The 16,989-nt window shown below is 73.6% G+C and carries 16 protein-coding genes; 13 read left to right on the top strand and 3 right to left on the bottom strand.

Going from position 1 to position 16,989, the window contains the following annotated elements; translation table 11 throughout:
• Positions 1 to 34: 34 nt before the first annotated feature.
• Together ACWD1Z_RS14925 and ACWD1Z_RS14920 are read left to right on the top strand one after the other, a co-directional pair.
• Positions 35 to 874, top strand: a complete 840-nt coding sequence (locus tag ACWD1Z_RS14925) for a hypothetical protein (RefSeq protein ID WP_451118748.1) — start codon at positions 35 to 37, stop codon at positions 872 to 874.
• Positions 875 to 895: 21 nt separating this feature from the next.
• Positions 896 to 1,225: a rhodanese-like domain-containing protein gene (locus tag ACWD1Z_RS14920; protein ID WP_451118933.1), complete on the top strand. Its 330-nt coding sequence runs from the start codon at positions 896 to 898 to the stop codon at positions 1,223 to 1,225.
• Positions 1,226 to 1,258: 33 nt separating this feature from the next.
• On the opposite strand, the gene ACWD1Z_RS14915 is transcribed toward ACWD1Z_RS14920, so the two are convergent.
• Positions 1,259 to 2,392: an acyl-CoA dehydrogenase family protein gene (locus ACWD1Z_RS14915; RefSeq protein ID WP_451118746.1), complete on the bottom strand. Its 1,134-nt coding sequence runs from the start codon at positions 2,390 to 2,392 to the stop codon at positions 1,259 to 1,261.
• Between the two features lie 205 nt (positions 2,393 to 2,597).
• On the opposite strand from ACWD1Z_RS14915, the gene ACWD1Z_RS14910 reads away from it, so the two are divergent.
• Genes ACWD1Z_RS14910 through ACWD1Z_RS14900 form a run of 3 tightly spaced genes read left to right on the top strand, consistent with a single transcriptional unit; the run spans position 2,598 to position 5,337 of the window.
• On the top strand, positions 2,598 to 3,305 hold the full coding sequence (locus ACWD1Z_RS14910; protein ID WP_451118745.1) for a DUF5819 family protein: 708 nt from the start codon (positions 2,598 to 2,600) through the stop codon (positions 3,303 to 3,305).
• On the top strand, positions 3,302 to 4,591 hold the full coding sequence (locus ACWD1Z_RS14905; RefSeq protein WP_451118743.1) for an HTTM domain-containing protein: 1,290 nt from the start codon (positions 3,302 to 3,304) through the stop codon (positions 4,589 to 4,591). The genes ACWD1Z_RS14910 and ACWD1Z_RS14905 overlap by 4 nt, the downstream gene beginning before the upstream one ends.
• A complete protein-coding gene (locus ACWD1Z_RS14900) occupies positions 4,588 to 5,337 on the top strand; it encodes a TrmH family RNA methyltransferase (RefSeq protein ID WP_451118741.1) in 750 nt (249 codons plus the stop codon). Before ACWD1Z_RS14905 ends, ACWD1Z_RS14900 begins: the two co-directional genes overlap by 4 nt.
• 73 nt (positions 5,338 to 5,410) lie before the next feature.
• Here ACWD1Z_RS14900 and paaN read toward each other — a convergent pair whose 3' ends face one another.
• Positions 5,411 to 7,102, bottom strand: a complete 1,692-nt coding sequence (gene paaN / locus ACWD1Z_RS14895; RefSeq protein ID WP_451118740.1) for a phenylacetic acid degradation protein PaaN — start codon at positions 7,100 to 7,102, stop codon at positions 5,411 to 5,413.
• Positions 7,103 to 7,261: 159 nt separating this feature from the next.
• Between paaN and ACWD1Z_RS14890 the strand changes: the two genes are divergently transcribed.
• On the top strand, positions 7,262 to 8,782 hold the full coding sequence (locus ACWD1Z_RS14890) for a 3-hydroxyacyl-CoA dehydrogenase (RefSeq protein ID WP_451118738.1): 1,521 nt from the start codon (positions 7,262 to 7,264) through the stop codon (positions 8,780 to 8,782).
• On the top strand, positions 8,779 to 9,369 hold the full coding sequence (locus ACWD1Z_RS14885; RefSeq protein ID WP_451118736.1) for a TetR/AcrR family transcriptional regulator: 591 nt from the start codon (positions 8,779 to 8,781) through the stop codon (positions 9,367 to 9,369). Before ACWD1Z_RS14890 ends, ACWD1Z_RS14885 begins: the two co-directional genes overlap by 4 nt.
• Position 9,370: 1 nt before the next feature.
• Here the strand turns inward: ACWD1Z_RS14885 and ACWD1Z_RS14880 are convergent, their stop codons facing one another.
• Positions 9,371 to 9,853 (bottom strand): Lrp/AsnC family transcriptional regulator, encoded by a 483-nt coding sequence (locus tag ACWD1Z_RS14880; RefSeq protein ID WP_451118931.1) that lies wholly within the window; start codon positions 9,851 to 9,853, stop codon positions 9,371 to 9,373.
• Between the two features lie 190 nt (positions 9,854 to 10,043).
• On the opposite strand from ACWD1Z_RS14880, the gene pdhA reads away from it, so the two are divergent.
• From pdhA to ACWD1Z_RS14850, 6 genes are read left to right on the top strand one after another with little or no spacing between them, the layout of a single operon-like run.
• Positions 10,044 to 11,174 carry a pyruvate dehydrogenase (acetyl-transferring) E1 component subunit alpha gene (pdhA, locus tag ACWD1Z_RS14875; protein ID WP_451118735.1) on the top strand — a complete coding sequence of 377 codons (1,131 nt, stop codon included), beginning with the start codon at positions 10,044 to 10,046 and terminating at the stop codon, positions 11,172 to 11,174.
• The gene (locus ACWD1Z_RS14870; RefSeq protein WP_451118733.1) at positions 11,171 to 12,175 is read left to right on the top strand and encodes an alpha-ketoacid dehydrogenase subunit beta; all 1,005 of its coding nucleotides are present in this window, start codon (positions 11,171 to 11,173) and stop codon (positions 12,173 to 12,175) included. The genes pdhA and ACWD1Z_RS14870 overlap by 4 nt, the downstream gene beginning before the upstream one ends.
• Positions 12,175 to 13,575, top strand: coding sequence for a dihydrolipoamide acetyltransferase family protein (locus ACWD1Z_RS14865; protein ID WP_451118732.1), 1,401 nt, complete (start codon positions 12,175 to 12,177; stop codon positions 13,573 to 13,575). Before ACWD1Z_RS14870 ends, ACWD1Z_RS14865 begins: the two co-directional genes overlap by 1 nt.
• Positions 13,576 to 13,629: 54 nt before the next feature.
• Complete coding sequence (locus tag ACWD1Z_RS14860) at positions 13,630 to 14,541, top strand: NTP transferase domain-containing protein (protein WP_451118731.1); 912 nt, start codon at positions 13,630 to 13,632, stop codon at positions 14,539 to 14,541.
• Entirely contained in the window at positions 14,538 to 15,893 is a 1,356-nt protein-coding gene (locus tag ACWD1Z_RS14855; RefSeq protein ID WP_451118729.1) for a molybdopterin molybdotransferase MoeA, read from the top strand. Before ACWD1Z_RS14860 ends, ACWD1Z_RS14855 begins: the two co-directional genes overlap by 4 nt.
• Entirely contained in the window at positions 15,881 to 16,987 is a 1,107-nt protein-coding gene (locus tag ACWD1Z_RS14850) for a potassium channel family protein (protein ID WP_451118728.1), read from the top strand. Before ACWD1Z_RS14855 ends, ACWD1Z_RS14850 begins: the two co-directional genes overlap by 13 nt.
• Positions 16,988 to 16,989 lie beyond the last annotated feature (2 nt).

The following is a 16,989-nucleotide window of genomic DNA, read 5'->3' as shown; positions in this document are numbered from 1 at the left end:
CCGGCCTCCTCGACCGGTGGCCTAGTCTGGTCGGGTGACGACCCCGGAAGCCGAGCAGTCCCAGCCCGACGAGGAGGCCGCGCCCCGGCCCGAGGAGCGGCTGGAGCGGGCCGTTCGGGCTGCCGAGCAGGCCCTGATCGAGTACGAGATCGCCGTGGAGACCTTCCGCGTCGAGATCGAGAACTTCTCGCGGCTGCACCACCAGAAGCTGGGCCCGATGTACGCCCGCCTCGACGAGCTGGAAGCCCGGATCGCCGAGGCCAGGGCGGCGCGCTCCGGCGACCCCGAGGACGTGCGCAAGGCGGAGGAGGCCCGGGCCCGGGTCATGCCGATGCCGGGCGTCGAGGAGCTGTTCCACGGCTGGATGGACGGCGAGGGCCTGTTCCCGGAGGCGTCCGCGATGCTCACGGACCAGCCGGTGCGGCCCCCGCAGCGGGTGCGCCCCAGCGAGGAGGCCCGCAAGCTCTACCGCGAGCTGGCCCGCAAGGCCCACCCCGACCTGGCCCAGGAGGACGCGGAGCGGGCCCGCCGGGAGGAGTTCATCACCCGGGTGAACGCCGCGTACGCCCGGGGCGACGAGGCCCTGCTGCGGGAACTGGCCGAGGAGTGGGCGGCCGGCCCGGTCCCCGAGGAGCACCGGCAGAGCCCCGCCGAGGAGCTGTACGCCCGCCTGGAGTGGCTCTCCCAGCGCAAGGAACTGCTCACGGTCGTCGTCCGCGAGCTGGAGGAGAGCGCGATCGGCTCCATGCTGCGGCTGGCCCCGGACGACCCGGACACGCTGCTGGAGGAGATCGCCGAGCAGCTGCTGTCGGACGTCTCCGCACGCGAGGCGGAACTGGCGGACCTGCTCGCCCCGCCCTCCGGTAGCGTCTGAGTCATGCATTTCGGATCAGGCGTGCCCACGGTCGAGGTCACGGACCTCAAGGACGGCGACTTCCTCCTGGACGTCCGCGAGGACGACGAGTGGCAGGCGGGCCACGCCGAAGGGGCCCTGCACATTCCCATCAGCGAGTTCGTCGCCCGGTACGGCGAGCTGACCGAGGCCGCCCCGCAGGACGGCCGGGTCAACGTGATCTGCCGTTCCGGCGGCCGTTCCGCCCAGGTCGCGATGTACCTCGTCCAGCAGGGCGTCGACGCGGTGAACGTCGACGGCGGCATGCAGGTCTGGGCAGCGACGGGCCGACCGGTCGTGACGGACGACGGCAAGCCGGGCTTCGTCCTGTAACCCCGCGTCCCGCAGCCCGTCTTCCTGCACCTCTCAGCTCAGGGGATGTGCCGCCAGCAGATCCCCCAGCGCTTCCTCGTGCGCCGCCGCCGGGCCGAGCCCCAGCTCCAGCTGCTTGGCCCAGGCGTGGTACCGGTGCAGCGGGTAGTCGACGTCGGCCCCGAACCCGCCGTGCAGATGCTGCGCGGTCTGCACGATCCGCCGTACCCCCTCCGAGGCCCAGATCTTCGCCACGGCGACATCCCCGGCGACGGGCAGCGCCCCCGGCGCCTGCGCGGCGATCCGCCACGCGGCCTGCCACAGCGTGGCCTCCATCGCCCGCAGGTCGATGTACCGGTCGGCGGCCTGCACGGCGACCGCCTGGAAGGTGGCGAGCGGGTGGCCGAACTGCTCCCGCTTGCCCGTGTACTCGCTGGTCATCCGCAGGACCCGGGTACCGAGGCCGAGCGCCAGCGCGCACGTCCCGACCGTCAGCAGCTCCCGCAGCCGCTCCCAGGCGCCCGCCGCCTCCACCACGTCCCGCTCCGCAACCCGCACGGCGTCCAGCCGCACCTCCCCGAGCCGCTCCCCGCTGGTGGAGTACTGCTCGGCGAGCCGCACCCCGTCCTGCCCGGGCGGCACCACCGCGAGCACGGTCCGGTCCCCGTCCGCGGACGCCGGTACGACGACGAGATCCACGTCGTAGGCCCAGGGCACGGCCGTCTGCGCACCGTCCAGCACCCACTCCGCCCCGTCCCGTCGCGCGGTCACCGCGAGCTGCGCCGGGTCGTGCCCGGTACGCCCGTGCGCGGCGACGGTCAGCACGGCCTCCCCCCGCCCGGCCCGCGCGAGCAGCCCGGACCGCAGCTCCTGACCGCCGTACGCCTGGAGGACCGCGAGCGCCGCGCTGTGCTCCAGCAGCGGCACCCGCGCCAGCACCCCCGCCGCCTCCCGCAGCACCAGACACAGCGCGACGGCGTCGAGTCCCGCCCCGCCGTCCTCCTCGGCGAGCAGCAGGCTCAGCAGGTCGGCGTCGGCGAGCCGGGCCCACAGCGCGCGGTCGAAGTCCTCCGCCACGGCGCCCGCGGTGAGCGCGGGACTCGGCACGGCGTCCGGCGCGACCCCGGCGAACACCCCCCGCGCCGCCTCGGCCGCCGCCTGCTGCTCCTCGGTGAAGGAAAAGTCCACGGTCCCTGCCCTCCCGCGCCCACGGAGATCTGACGGAGCGTCAAGATAGAACAGGTTCCAGCAGAAGGGAACGGTACGGACAGGGCACCTACCGACCGCTCGGCGGACGTGACCCCGTCGTGAGCCGGGCGCCGTAAGGTGTCACCCCGAGCAGGGCCGTCCGGGGCAGGCCCTGCCGGGGACCGGCATCGGGAGACGGGGCGCAATGGACGCGTACGACGCAGCGGGCGACGCCCGCCACGGGCCGCCGCCCGCGCCCGGGCCCCGGACCGGTGTGGCCGCCCTCAGGCTCCGCTACCAGATCGCCGCCGCCCTCGCCCTCGCGGTCGTGGCGGTGGCCGTCTGTGTCCACATCGGCATGGTCTTCCTGCACGTCGCGCCCTCGAACACGGTCAGCAAGCAGCACGGCTCGGCCATCGAGGACTGGATCTACCCGGAGTTCGAGCAGAACTGGAAGCTGTTCGCGCCGAACCCGCTCCAGCAGAACATCGCCGTCCAGGTCCGCGCCGAGATCCGCGAGCCGGACGGTGAGATGCGCACCACCGGCTGGTACGACCTGTCCGCCCGCGACGGCCGGGACATCGACGGCAACCCGCTGCCGAGCCACACCCAGCAGAACGAACTGCGCCGGGCCTGGGACTTCCTGCTCGCCACCCACGGCAGCGACAACCGCCCGGTCGGCGAGCGCGGCGAGCTGGCCGAGTCGTATCTGCGCCGGATCGTGGTCCTGCGCCTGGACCGCGAGGACGCGGCCGGACCGGGCGGAGTCGTCGAGCGCGTCCAGCTCCGCTCGCGCACCACCCACGTCCGCCCGCCCGAGTGGAGCCGGGAGCAGGTGTCGGACGAGCCGGTCCACCGGGAGCTGCCCTGGTGGGAGGTCCCCGCGGACGAGGCCGAGGGGGACCCGGCGTGAACCGTTACGCCCTCGCGCTCTCGGCCGGCATCGCCCGGGTCACGGAGTCCGCCCTCGGCCCGTACCAGACGGCCGTGGTCCGGATCGGCTTCGCCGTCACCTGGCTGCTCTTCCTGCTGCGCGAGCTGCCCCACCGCCACGAGCTGTACGGCCCCGACGGCCCCTGGAGCTTCGGGCTCGCCGAGCGGCTGATCGACATGAACGGCGCCTTCACGGTGCTGATGTGGTCCGACAGCCGGCTGTGGTTCGAGGCGGTCTACGCGCTCGCCGTCCTCGCCTGCGTCCTGCTGCTGCTGGGCTGGCGGACCCGCACGGCGTCCGTGCTGTTCATGGTCGGCGTGCTCTCGCTCCAGAACCGTTCCGTCTTCATGGGCGACGGCGGCGACAACGTCCTGCACCTGATGTGCATCTACCTGGTCTTCACCCGCTGCGGCCAGGTGTGGTCGCTGGACGCGCGCAGGGCCGGCCGGGAACGGGCGGCACGCGCGCGGGGGGAGCGGGTGACGGACCGGGTGGGCCCCCTGCTGTGGGGCGTGCTCGGGCTGGTGCTGGCCGGGGCGACGCTGGCCGGGAAGCTCGGCGACGACTGGCCCTCCGACGAGGCCGGGTCCGGGCCGTCGCGGGCGGTCACGGTCGCGGTGGCCTTCCTCGAGACGTGGGTCGGCGGGCAGGGGCTGATACCGGCGATCCTGTGGGGCATGTGGGCGGCCCAGGCCGTGTGGTGGCTGGTCGGACGCCGGGCGCGGACCGACCAGCCGCGGATCCTGCTCGACGTCGTCGGGAACATCGTGCACAACGGCGCCCTGCTGGTGATCATGGCCGAGGCCTGTCTGATCTACGCCACCGCCGGCTGGTACAAGATCCAGGGCTCCCGCTGGCAGGACGGCACCGCCGTCTACTACCCCCTGCACCTGGACTACTTCTCCCCCTGGCCCGCCCTCGCCGACGCCCTCTCGGCCAGCGGCACCCTGGTGATGCTGGTGACGTACGGGACGGTCCTGGTCCAGGTCGCCTTCCCGTTCGCGCTGTTCAACCGGCGGGTCAAGAACGTCCTGCTGGCCGCGATGATCACCGAGCACGCGGTGATCGCGGTCGTCCTCGGCCTGCCGTTCTTCTCCCTGGCGATGATCGCGGCGGACGCGGTCTTCCTGCCCACGGCGTTCCTGCGCCGCCTGGGGGCCCGGGCGGGCCGCCTGCCGCGGCGGCGCAAGGGCGGCGGTACGGCGCTCCCGGAACCCCGCAGCCCGGAGAACCCCGAGCCCCGCCACGTAGGCTCCCCGTCATGACCGCGCCCGTCGCCACCTGGCACCGCCTCGCCGACACCGCCGTACTGCTCGACGGCTTCCACGCCCTCAAGCACGCGGTGCGCTTCGCGGCCCGGGTCCCGGTGGCGGTGGCGGTGGACCGGCGGGCGGCCCTCGCCCTGGCCGACGAACTGGCCCCGGACGTGACGGACACCCTGGCCGCCCTGCTCACGGAGGTCCCCGAGGAGACGTACCGCTCCCTGGTCCCCCGCCCGCACCCGACGGCGGTGGCGGCACTGGCGCTGCGGCCGTCCCGCGCGGCCAACCTGGAGCTGCTGGCCCGGACCCCGCGCACCGCCCCGGTGGTGCTCCTGGACCACCCGCGCAACCTCGGCAACGCGGGCGCGGTGATCCGCCTCGCGGCGGGCTTCGGGGCGACGGGAGTGATCACCACCGGGACGCTCGACCCCTGGCACCCCACGGTCGTACGCGGCGGCGCCGGCCTGCACTTCGCGACCGCGGTGGAACGCCTGACGGCGGACGAACTCCCCGCGGGCCCCTTGTTCGCCCTGGACCCCGAGGGCGACGACATCCGGGACGTCAAGCTCCCGGACGACGCCGTCCTGGCCTTCGGCTCGGAGCGCAGCGGCCTGTCGCCGGAGGTACGCGCGCGTGCGGACCACCTGCTGTCCCTGCCGATGCGCCCCCAGGTGTCCAGCTACAACCTGGCGACGAGCGTAGGGATGACCCTGTACCACTGGAGCTACGGCACCAGGAGCGCCCCGTAGGGGGCGCGGGGAACTGCGCGACAAGCCACGCCGAACAGGCAGCCGCGCGATCCACCGCCACCCCCCGGACCTCCTAGGCTTCCCGCCGCACCTCGACGACCCGGAACCGATTGGCGACGAACGCACCGTCGGTGAGAGCGGAGTTGGCGGCAGGATTGCCGCCGGACCCGTGGAAGTCGGAGAACGCGGCCGTCTGGTTCACGTACACCCCGCCCGTCAGGTTCAGCGACAACTGCGCCGCCTCCTCCAGACAGGCTTCCCGCACGGCCTCCTCGACCTCCGGGTCGACGGTGTACGCGCCGACGGTCATCGCGCCCTTCTCCCGGACCGTCCGCCGCAGCAGCTCCACCGCGTGGCCGGCCGAGTCCACCGCCACCGCGAAGGAGACCGGGCCGAAGCACTCGCTCATGTACGCGGCCTCGTCGTCCGGCTTGGCCCCGTCCAGCTTGACCATGACCGGCGTGCGCACCACCGCGTCCGGGAAGTCCGGGTTGGGGACCTCGCGGGAGGCGAGGGCGACTTCGCCGAGGCCCGCCGCGGCTTCCAGGCGCGCCTTGACGTCCGGGTTCACGATCGCGCCGAGCAGCGCGTTCGCGCGGGCGTCGTCACCGAGGAGGCCCTCCATCGAGCGGGCGAGATCGGCGACGACCTCGTCGAAGGTCCGCGGACCGTCCTCCGTGTGGATGCCGTCCCGGGGGATCAGCAGGTTCTGCGGCGTCGTGCACATCTGCCCGCTGTACAGCGACAGCGAGAACGCCAGGTTGGACAGCATGCCCTTGTAGTCGTCGGTGGAGTGGACGAGGACCGTGTTGACCCCGGCCTTCTCCGTGTAGACCTGCGCCTGCCGGGCGTTGGTCTCCAGCCAGTCGCCGAAGGAGGTCGAGCCGGTGTAGTCGATGATCCGGATCTCGGGGCGCAGGGCGAGCGTCTTGGCGATCCCCTCGCCGGGCCGCTCCGCGGCGAGCGCCACGAGGTTCGGGTCGAACCCGGCCTCGGCCAGCACCTCGCGCGCGACCTGGACGGTCAGCGCGAGCGGCAGCACCGCGCGCGGATGCGGCTTGACCAGGACGGCGTTGCCGGTGGCCAGCGAGGCGAAGAGGCCCGGGTAGCCGTTCCAGGTCGGGAAGGTGTTGCAGCCGATCATCAGCGCGATCCCGCGCGGCACCGGCGTGAACGCCTTGGTCAGCGCGAGCGGGTCCTTCTTGCCCTGTGGCTTGGTCCACTCGGCGTTCTCGGGCGTGCGGACCTGCTCCACGTACGCGTACGCCACCGCCTCCAGGCCGCGGTCCTGCGCGTGCGGGCCGCCCGCCTGGAACGCCATCATGAACGCCTGTCCGGAGGTGTGCATGACCGCGTGCGCGAACTCGTGGGTGCGGTCGCTGATCCGCTTGAGGATCTCCAGGCAGACCACCGCGCGGGTCTCCGCTCCCGCGTCCCGCCAGGCCCGCTGTCCGGCCTTCATGGCGGGCAGCAGCACGTCCACGTCGGCGTGCGGGTACTCCACGCCGAGCGCGAGACCGTACGGGGAGACCTCGCCGCCCACCCAGTCGTCGGTGCCGGGCTGGCCGAGGTCGAGCCGGGTGCCGAGGAGGGCGTCGAAGGCGGCCTTGCCCGCCGCCATGTCCAGGCTGCCGTTCTCGCCGTAGGCCTTGGGGTGTTCGGGGTGCGGGGACCAGTACGCGCGCGTGCGGATGGCTTCGAGCGCCTGGTCGAGGGTGGGCCGGTGCTTGGCGATCAGCTCGTGGGGGGTCAGGGCGGTGGCCATGCGGGACCAACTCCTCGTCTCAAGAACTCTCCGTCGAGTTCATGACCGGGCAGAAACATGGGCAAGAAGAGCCAACGAGAGTTAGAGTAACCGAACGATCGGTCGGTACAAGGGGGTCCGCCGCATCTGTGGAAAACCCCGTGCGGGAGGATCGCGCACATGACAGCACTCGACCTCAGCAGCCCCGTGGCCGTCGTCGGCACCGGCACCATGGGCCAGGGCATCGCCCAGGTCGCGCTGGTCGCCGGCCACCCCGTACGGCTGTACGACGCCGTCCCCGGGAAGGCCCGGGAGGCGGCCGACGCGATCGGCGCCCGCCTCGACCGGCTCGTCGAGAAGGACCGCCTGACCGGCACCGACCGGGACGCGGCACGCGCCCGGCTGTCGGCCGCCGAGCACCTCACCGACCTCGCCGACTGCGCCCTGGTCGTCGAGGCCGTCCTGGAGCGCCTCGACGTCAAGCAGGACCTCTTCCGCGCGCTGGAGGAGGTCGTCGCCGACGACTGCCTGCTCGCCACCAACACCTCCTCCCTCTCCGTCACCGCCATCGGCGGCGCCCTCGCCCACCCCGGCCGCTTCGTGGGCCTGCACTTCTTCAACCCCGCCCCGCTGCTGCCGCTGGTCGAGGTGGTCTCCGGGTTCGCCACCGACGTCACCTCGGCCACGCGCGCGTACGAGACGGCACGCGCCTGGGGCAAGACACCGGTCGCCTGCGCGGACAGCCCCGGCTTCATCGTCAACCGCATCGCGCGGCCCTTCTACGCCGAGGCCTTCGCCGTTCACGAGGCCCAGGGCGCCGACCCGGCCACCATCGACGCCGTCCTGCGCGAGTGCGGCGGCTTCCGGATGGGCGCCTTCGAACTGACCGACCTGATCGGCCAGGACGTCAACGAGTCCGTCACGCACTCCGTGTGGCAGTCCTTCTTCCAGGACGTCCGCTTCACGCCCTCCCTCGCCCAGCGCCGCCTCGTCGAGTCCGGCCGCCTCGGCCGCAAGAGCGGACACGGCTGGTACGACTACTCCGCCGGGGCCGCCGAGCGCCCCGAACCGCACACCGCCGAGCGGGAACGCCCGCCCGCGTACGTCGTCGCCGAGGGCGACCTGGGCCCGGCCGCCGAACTGCTCACCCTGCTGCGCGAGGCGGGCATCCCCGTGCGCGAGGAAGAGGAGGACCACGGCACCCGGCTGGTGCTGCCGTCCGGCGGCCAGCTGGCGCTCGCCGACGGGCAGACGTCGGTGGAGTACCGGGACGTCGTCTACTTCGACCTCGCGCTCGACTACCGCCGGGCCACCCGGATCGCCCTGTCCGCCTCCCAGGACACCTCCCCCCAGACCCTCGCCGAGGCCACCGGCCTGTTCCAGGCGCTCGGCAAGGACGTCAGCGTCATCGGCGACGTGCCCGGCATGATCGTCGCCCGTACGGTCGCCCGGATCATCGACCTCGCCCATGACGCCGTCGCCAAGGGCGTGGCCACCGAGGAGGATGTCGACACCGCGATGCGCCTCGGCGTGAACTACCCGCTCGGCCCCTTCGAGTGGAGCCGCCGGCTCGGCCGCAACTGGGCCTACGCCCTGCTCGACGACCTCCATCTGCGCGACCCCTCCGGGCGGTACGCGCCCTCCCTCGCGCTGTACCGGCACGCGTACGCCACGGACAAGCGGGAGGGCAGCGGCTCATGACCACCGCCAAGCGCGACACGTACACCCCCGAGACGCTGCTGACGGTCGCCGTGCGGGTCTTCAACGAGCGCGGCTACGACGGCACCTCCATGGAGCACCTCTCGCGCGCGGCCGGCATCTCCAAGTCGTCGATCTACCACCACGTCACCGGCAAGGAGGAGCTGCTGCGCCGCGCCGTGAGCCGGGCGCTCGACGGCCTCTTCGGGATCCTCGACGAGCCCCCCGCGCGCGGGGGGCCCGCCTCCGGCCGTTTGGAGCACGTCGTACGGCGCATGGTCGAGGTGCTGATAGCCGAGCTGCCGTACGTGACGCTGCTGCTGCGGGTGCGCGGCAACACCGACACCGAGCGGTGGGCCCTGGAGCGGCGCCGCGACTTCGACCACAAGGTCGCCGAGCTGCTGAAGGCGGCGGCCGCCGACGGGGACGTGCGCGGCGACGTGGAGGTGCGGCTCGCCACCCGGCTCGTCTTCGGGATGATCAACTCGATCGCCGAGTGGTACCGCCCGGACGGCCGGGGCATGAACGAGCGCGAGGTCGCCGACGCCGTCGTGCAGCTGGTCTTCGGCGGGCTGCGCCGGGCCGCCTGAGTCAGCCCTGCGGCTCCAGGTCCTCCTCCTCGAACACCAGCAGGGTGCGGGTGCTGAGCACCTCGGGGATGGCCTGGAGCCGGGTGAGCACCAGTTCGCGCAGCGCCCGGTTGTCGGGCGTGTGCACCAGCAGCAGGACGTCGAAATCGCCCCCCACCAGCGCGATGTGCGAGGCCCCGGGCAGCTCCCGGAGCCGCTCGCGCACCGTGCGCCAGCTGTTCTGCACGATCTTCAGCGTGATGTACGCCGACGTCCCGTGCCCCGCGCGCTCATGGTCGACGCGGGCGCCGAAGCCCCGGATGACACCGTCCTCGATGAGGCGGTTGATCCGCGCGTAGGCGTTGGCCCGCGAGACGTGCACCCGCTCGGCGACGGACCGTATCGAGGCGCGGCCGTCCGCCTGGAGCATCTGGAGGATGTCCTGATCGATGGCGTCGAGGGGGCGCGGGGGCGGCAGGCCGGGGCCCTCGGGACCCTCGGCCATTTGTTCAGGTGCCATGTCCCCCCGCCTCCCTGTCGTGGACGTCCTGCGTTCATTGCAGGCTGTGGAGAACCGTTTGTCCACAGCCTGGAGGTGCCTGTAGCCAAAATGTGCCGACGACCGAACAATCGGTAGGTGAGGCGGGTCACAGCCGACGCGCCTCCCGTAGCCGCTCCCACGAGGAGGTGCCGTCATGACGGTCATGGAGCAGCGGGGCGCGTACCGGCCATCGCCGCCGCCCGCCTGGCAGCCCCGTACCGACCCCGCGCCCCTGCTGCCCGACGCGGAGCCCTACCGCGTCCTCGGCACGGATGCGGCGGCCCAGGCCGACCCCGGCCTGCTGCGCCGCCTGTACGCCGAACTGGTGCGCGGCCGTCGGTACAACACCCAGGCCACCGCCCTGACCAAGCAGGGCAGGCTCGCCGTCTACCCGTCCAGCACCGGCCAGGAGGCCTGCGAGGTCGCCGCCGCGCTTGCCCTGGAGGAGCGCGACTGGCTCTTCCCGAGCTACCGCGACACCCTCGCCGCCGTCGCCCGCGGGGTGGACCCCGTCCAGGCGCTCACCCTGCTGCGCGGCGACTGGCACACCGGCTACGACCCCCGCGAGCACCGCGTCGCCCCCCTGAGCACGCCGCTCGCCACCCAGCTCCCGCACGCCGTCGGCCTCGCGCACGCCGCCCGCCTCAAGGGCGACGACGTGGTCGCGCTCGCCCTGGTCGGCGACGGCGGCACCAGCGAGGGCGACTTCCACGAGGCGCTGAACTTCGCCGCCGTGTGGCAGGCGCCGGTCGTCTTCCTGGTGCAGAACAACGGCTTCGCGATCTCCGTCCCGCTCGCCAAGCAGACCGCGGCCCCGTCGCTGGCCCACAAGGCCGTCGGCTACGGCATCCCCGGCCGGCTGGTGGACGGCAACGACGCCGCCGCCGTGCACGAGGTGCTGTCCGACGCGGTGCGCCAGGCGCGGGCGGGCGGCGGCCCCACCCTGATCGAGGCGGTCACCTACCGGATCGACGCCCACACCAACGCCGACGACGCCACCCGCTACCGCGGTGACTCCGAGGTCGAGACCTGGCGCGGCCACGACCCGATCGCCCTGCTGGAGCACGAGCTGACCGAGCGCGGCCTGCTCGACGAGGCCGGCAAGCAGGCCGCGCGGGACGCCGCCGAGGCGATGGCCGCCGACCTGCGCGACCGCATGAACCAGGACCCGCGGCTCGACCCCAGGGACCTGTTCGCCCATGTGTACGCCGAGCCCACACCGCAACTGCGCGAACAGCAGGCCCAGTTGCTGGCCGAGCTGGACGCCGAGGGGGACCAGCGATGACCACCGTCGCGGTGAAGCCCGCCACCATGGCACAGGCCCTCACGCGCGCGATGCGCGACGCCATGGCGGACGACCCGTCCGTGCACGTCATGGGCGAGGACGTCGGCACCCTCGGCGGTGTCTTCCGGGTCACCGACGGACTCGCCAAGGAGTTCGGCGAGGACCGCTGCACCGATACCCCGCTCGCCGAGGCCGGCATCCTCGGCACCGCGGTCGGCATGGCCATGTACGGCCTGCGCCCGGTCGTGGAGATGCAGTTCGACGCGTTCGCCTACCCCGCGTTCGAGCAGCTGATCAGCCATGTCGCGAAGATGCGCAACCGCACCCGGGGCGCCATGCCGCTGCCCCTGACCATCCGCGTGCCCTACGGCGGCGGCATCGGCGGCGTCGAGCACCACAGCGACTCCTCCGAGGCGTACTACATGGCGACCCCGGGGCTCCATGTCGTCACCCCCGCCACCGTCGCCGACGCCTACGGCCTGCTGCGCGCCTCCATCGCCTCCGACGACCCGGTCGTCTTCCTGGAGCCCAAGCGCCTGTACTGGTCGAAGGACTCCTGGAACCCCGAGGAGCCGCAGCGCGTTGAACCGATCGGCCGCGCGGTGGTGCGGCGCTCGGGCCGGAGCGCCACGCTCATCACGTACGGTCCGTCCGTGCCCGTCTGCCTCGAAGCCGCCGAGGCGGCCCGGGAGGAGGGGTGGGACCTCGAAGTCGTCGACCTGCGCTCGCTGGTGCCGTTCGACGACGAGACGGTCTGCGCCTCGGTGCGGCGGACCGGACGAGCGGTCGTCGTGCACGAGTCGGGCGGGTTCGGCGGCCCGGGAGGGGAGATCGCGGCCCGCGTCACGGAGCGCTGCTTCCACCATCTGGAGGCGCCGGTGCTCCGGGTGGCCGGGTTCGACATCCCCTACCCGCCGCCGATGCTGGAGCGTCACCACCTGCCCGGCGTGGACCGGATCCTGGACGCCGTGGGGCGTCTGCAATGGGAGGCCGAGAGCTGATGGCACAGGTGTTGGAGTTCAAGCTTCCCGACCTCGGTGAGGGGCTCACCGAGGCGGAGATCGTGCGCTGGCTGGTCCAGGTCGGCGATGTCGTCGCCGTCGACCAGCCGGTCGTCGAGGTCGAGACGGCCAAGGCGATGGTCGACGTCCCCTGCCCCTACGCCGGCGTGGTCACCGCCCGCTTCGGCGAGGAGGGCACGGAGCTTCCCGTGGGGGCGCCGCTGATCACGGTCGCCGTGGGGGCGGACGCCGACGGCGATCCGGCCGAGGGCTCCGGGAACGTCCTGGTGGGCTACGGCACTTCCGAGGCCCCCGCGCGACGCAGGCGGGTGCGCCCGGCCCAGCCGGCGTCCACCGGCCCGGCGCCGGCCGCGGCGGCGAACGGCCAGGGTCCCGCGCGCAGCGCAGCCCCCGCTCCGGCACCGGCCCCCGCACGGCCCGCAGCCCCTGCCCCGGCACCGGCCCCCGAGGTCCCCGACGGCCCCGTCCCCGTGATCTCCCCCCTGGTCCGCCGCCTCGCCCGGGAGAACGGCCTCGACCTGCGGGAGCTCACCGGCTCCGGGCCCGACGGGCTGATCCTGCGCGCCGACGTGGAGTACGCCCTGCGTGCCGCCGCGGCCGCCCGGGGCCGCACAGCCCCGGCACCGGCCCCGGCGCCCGCCGACACCCCTGTCACCCCCTCCGACACCCCCGACACCCCCGTCGCCGCCGGAGTGACCCGCACCCCCCTCAAGGGCGTCCGCGGTGCCGTGGCCGACAAGCTCTCCCGCAGCCGGCGCGAGATCCCCGACGCCACCTGCTGGGTGGACGCCGACGCGACCGAGCTGATGCGCGCCCGCGCCGCGATGAACGCGGCAGGGGGACCGAAGATCTCCCTGCTGGCCCTGCTCGCCCGGATCTGCACCGCCGCCCTCGCCCGGTTCCCCGAGCTCAACTCCAGTGTGGACACGGAGGCCAGGGAGGTCGTCCGGTTCGACCACGTCCACCTCGGCTTCGCCGCGCAGACCGAGCGGGGCCTGGTCGTCCCGGTCGTCCGGGACGCCCACGCGCGGGACGCCGAGTCGCTGACCGCCGAGTTCGCCCGGCTCACCGAGTCGGCCCGCACCGGCGCCCTGACACCTGGGGAACTCACCGGCGGCACCTTCACGTTGAACAACTACGGCGTGTTCGGCGTCGACGGCTCCACCCCGATCATCAACCACCCCGAGGCCGCGATGCTCGGCGTCGGCCGCATCATCCCCAAGCCGTGGGTGCACGAGGGCGAGCTGGCGGTGCGCCAGGTCGTGCAGCTCTCGCTCACCTTCGACCACCGGGTCTGCGACGGCGGCACCGCGGGCGGCTTCCTGCGCTATGTGGCGGACTGCGTGGAACAGCCGGCGGTCCTGCTGCGGACCCTTTGATCACACGGCCGCCCCCGCATTCCCTGTGATCGCCGCGGCACGCATACTCAGGGGGTGACCGCGTACGAGCCCCCGGCGGAGCCGGGTTTTGAGGCGTACGACGCCGTCGTGCTCGCCGGGGGTGCGGCCCGGCGGCTCGGCGGCGCCGACAAGCCCGGCCTGAGCGTCGGCGGGCGACCGCTGCTCGACCGGGTGCTCACCGCCTGCGCCGGCGCGCGCGGCACCGTCGTCGTCGCCGACCCCCGACCCACCGCACGCCCGGTGACCTGGGCCCGCGAGCATCCGCCCGGCGGCGGCCCGCTCGCCGCCCTCGCCGCGGGCCTGCGCCCCACCACCGCGGACCTCGTCGTCGTGCTCTCCGCCGACCTGCCCTTCCTCGAAGAGGGCACCGTACGGCGGCTGACGGCCGCCCTGCGGGCCGGGACCGACGACGGCGTGCTGCTCACCGACGCCGACGGCCGCGACCAGCCCCTCGTCGCCGCGTACCGGGCACGGGTGCTGCGCGAAGGGCTCGCCGCGCTCTCCGAGGAGCACGGCGGCCTCACCGGTCTTCCCCTGCGGAGGCTCATCGCCGGTCTCCGCCTCAGCCGCGTCCCCGACCCCGTCGCGTCCTTCGACTGCGACACCTGGGACGACATCGCCACCGCCAGGGCACGGATCAGGGAGCATGGGCACGTGTTGGATGAATGGATTTCCGCAGTCAAGGACGAGCTGGGCATCGACCTCGACGTCGACACCAAGCTGCTGCTGGACCTCGCCCGCGACGCCGCCCACGGCGTGGCGCGCCCCGCGGCGCCGCTGACCACGTTCCTCGTCGGCTACGCGGCGGCACAGGCCCAGGGCGGCCCCCAGGCGGTCGCCGAGGCCGCCCGCAAGGCCGCGGACCTCGCCGCGCGCTGGGCGTCGGAGCAGACCCCGGCCGCCACCGCGGACGCGGAACCGCACTCCACCCCGGACGCCGGATGACCGCCCGCGGCGTCCGGGACGAGGACGCCGAGGACCTCGACGTCGAGGAGGTACTGGCGCTCGTGAAGGAGAACCGCCCCACCGGCGAGCACACCCCCGCCCCGCGGCCCCGGCCCGAGAGCGCCCCCCAGCACCCGGCCGAGGACCACCGGGCCACCCCCTGGCCCGAGGCCCGCGCCCTCGCGGCCCGCGCGGGACGCCGCCCCGGCGCCCGCCGCACCCCCCTCTCCGTCCCCCTCGACCGGGCCCTCGGCCTCACCCTGGCCGCCCCCCTCACCGCCCTCACCGACCTGCCCTCCTTCGACACCTCCGCGATGGACGGCTGGGCGGTCGCCGGACCGGGACCCTGGACCGTACGGGAGTGCGGCGTCCTCGCCGGACACGCGGCGCCCGCCCCGCTCACCGACGGCGAGGCGGCCCGCATCGCCACCGGCGCCCGCATCCCCCCGGACACCACCGCCGTCCTGCGCAGCGAACACGGCCGCAGCGACGACAAGGGCCAGCTGCACGCCACCCGCGACCTCCAGCACGGCCAGGACATCCGCCCCCGCGGACAGGAGTGCCGCTCCGGCGACCAACTCCTCGCCGTCGGCACCCTGGTGACCCCGGCCGTCCTGGGCCTGGCCGCCGCGGCGGGCTACGACAGCGTCACCGCCCTGCCCCGCCCGAGCGTCGAAGTGCTCGTCCTGGGCGATGAGTTGCTCACCGAAGGGCTGCCGCACGACGGGCTGATCCGGGACGCGCTCGGCCCGATGCTGCCGCCCTGGCTGCGCGCGCTCGGCGCCGAGGTCACCACCGTGCGCCGCCTGGGCGACGACGCCGAGGCGCTGCACAAGGCCCTCGCCTACTCCGAGGCCGAGCTGATCGTCACCACCGGCGGCACCGCCTCCGGCCCCGTGGACCATGTCCACCCCACCCTGCGCCGCCTGGGCGCCGAGCTGCTGGTCGACGGCGTCAAGGTGCGTCCGGGCCACCCCATGCTGCTGGCCCGCCTCAAGGAGGACCAGCACCTGGTCGGCCTGCCGGGCAACCCCCTCGCGGCCGTCTCCGGCCTGCTGACGCTCGCCGAGCCCCTGCTGTGCGCCCTCACGGCCCGGCCCGCCCCCGAGCCCTACACCCTGCCCTTGCAGGACGCGGCGCACGGGCATCCGTACGACACCCGGCTGGTGCCCGTCGTGCTGCGCGGTGACCATGCCGTGCCGCTGCACTACAACGGCCCGGCGATGCTGCGGGGCATCGCGGCCGCCGACGCCCTGGCCGTCGTACCGCCGGGCGGGACCGCGGCCGGTGCGGAGGCGGAACTGCTGGACCTGCCGTGGGCGTCCTCTGGGATCGGGGTGTGTTTGACGTGAGACTTCCGGGCTACGACGTCATCGCCCGCCAGCCGGACGAACACCTGGTGACCCACCGGGTGAAGCTGCCGAAGAAGGTGGTCGAGCACCCGTTCCGCCAGGTCGCCAAGCGGGTGATCATGGCGCTGTCGTTGCTGGTGGCGACGGCGCTCCTCGTCTACGCCGACCGCGACGGCTACGGCGACAGCTCCGATGACTCCGTCGACCTGCTCGACGCCTTCTACTACGCGACCGTCAGCCTCTCCACCACGGGATACGGCGATATCACCCCGGTCAGTGACGCCGCCCGGCTCACCAACATCCTTGTCATCACGCCCATGCGGGTGCTGTTCCTGATCATCCTGGTCGGCACCACGCTGGAAGTCCTCACCGAGCGCACTCGGGAGGAATGGCGTCTGAACCGCTGGAGGTCCGCCTTGCGCGACCACACCGTCGTCGTCGGCTTCGGTACCAAGGGACGCTCGGCGATCCAGACCGTCTGCGCGACGGGATTGAAGAAGGAGCAGGTGGTGGTGGTCGACCCCTCCACCAAGGTGATCGACGCCGCCACCGCCGAGGGCTACGCGGGGATCGTGGGCGACGCGACCCGCAGCGATGTGCTGATGCGGGCCGAGGTGCACAAGGCCCGGAAGATCATCATCGCCACCCAGCGCGACGACACCGCCGTGCTGGTGACGCTGACGGCCCGCCAGCTCAACCGCGGGGCGAAGATCGTGGCCGCGGTCCGCGAGGAGGAGAACGCCCCGCTGCTCAAGCAGTCCGGCGCCGACGCGGTCATCACCAGCGCCAGCGCGGCCGGACGGCTGCTCGGCCTGTCGGTGCTCAGCCCGGCGGCCGGCATGGTGATGGAGGACCTGATCCAGCAGGGCAGCGGGCTCGACATCGTCGAACGGCCGGTCATAAAGGCCGAGGTGGGCAAGGGGCCCCGGGAGACGTCCGACCTGGTGGTGAGCGTCGTCCGCGGGCACCGGGTGCTCGGATACGACGACCCGGCCGTCGGCACCCTGGAGGCGACGGACCGGGTCATCACCATCGTCCGGGCCACGCCGGGCGTCCAGATCGCGCCCGACGTCCGCCCGATTCCCCAGGACTGACT

This window comes from Streptomyces sp. NPDC002784, assembly GCF_053592135.1.
This window is presented reverse-complemented; position numbering and strand designations above follow the sequence as displayed.

What these genes read in the sequence shown, in the direction of transcription:
- ACWD1Z_RS14870 (WP_451118733.1), top strand. Translation starts at nt 11,171, where the DNA reads ATGACCACCGTCGCGGTGAAGCCCGCCACCATGGCACAGGCCCTCACG.
- pdhA (WP_451118735.1), top strand. Translation starts at nt 10,044, where the DNA reads ATGACGGTCATGGAGCAGCGGGGCGCGTACCGGCCATCGCCGCCGCCC.
- ACWD1Z_RS14865 (WP_451118732.1), top strand. Translation starts at nt 12,175, where the DNA reads ATGGCACAGGTGTTGGAGTTCAAGCTTCCCGACCTCGGTGAGGGGCTC.
- ACWD1Z_RS14900 (WP_451118741.1), top strand. Translation starts at nt 4,588, where the DNA reads ATGACCGCGCCCGTCGCCACCTGGCACCGCCTCGCCGACACCGCCGTA.
- ACWD1Z_RS14880 (WP_451118931.1), bottom strand. Translation starts at nt 9,853, where the DNA reads ATGGCCGAGGGTCCCGAGGGCCCCGGCCTGCCGCCCCCGCGCCCCCTC.
- ACWD1Z_RS14890 (WP_451118738.1), top strand. Translation starts at nt 7,262, where the DNA reads ATGACAGCACTCGACCTCAGCAGCCCCGTGGCCGTCGTCGGCACCGGC.
- ACWD1Z_RS14910 (WP_451118745.1), top strand. Translation starts at nt 2,598, where the DNA reads ATGGACGCGTACGACGCAGCGGGCGACGCCCGCCACGGGCCGCCGCCC.
- ACWD1Z_RS14885 (WP_451118736.1), top strand. Translation starts at nt 8,779, where the DNA reads ATGACCACCGCCAAGCGCGACACGTACACCCCCGAGACGCTGCTGACG.
- paaN (WP_451118740.1), bottom strand. Translation starts at nt 7,102, where the DNA reads ATGGCCACCGCCCTGACCCCCCACGAGCTGATCGCCAAGCACCGGCCC.
- ACWD1Z_RS14855 (WP_451118729.1), top strand. Translation starts at nt 14,538, where the DNA reads ATGACCGCCCGCGGCGTCCGGGACGAGGACGCCGAGGACCTCGACGTC.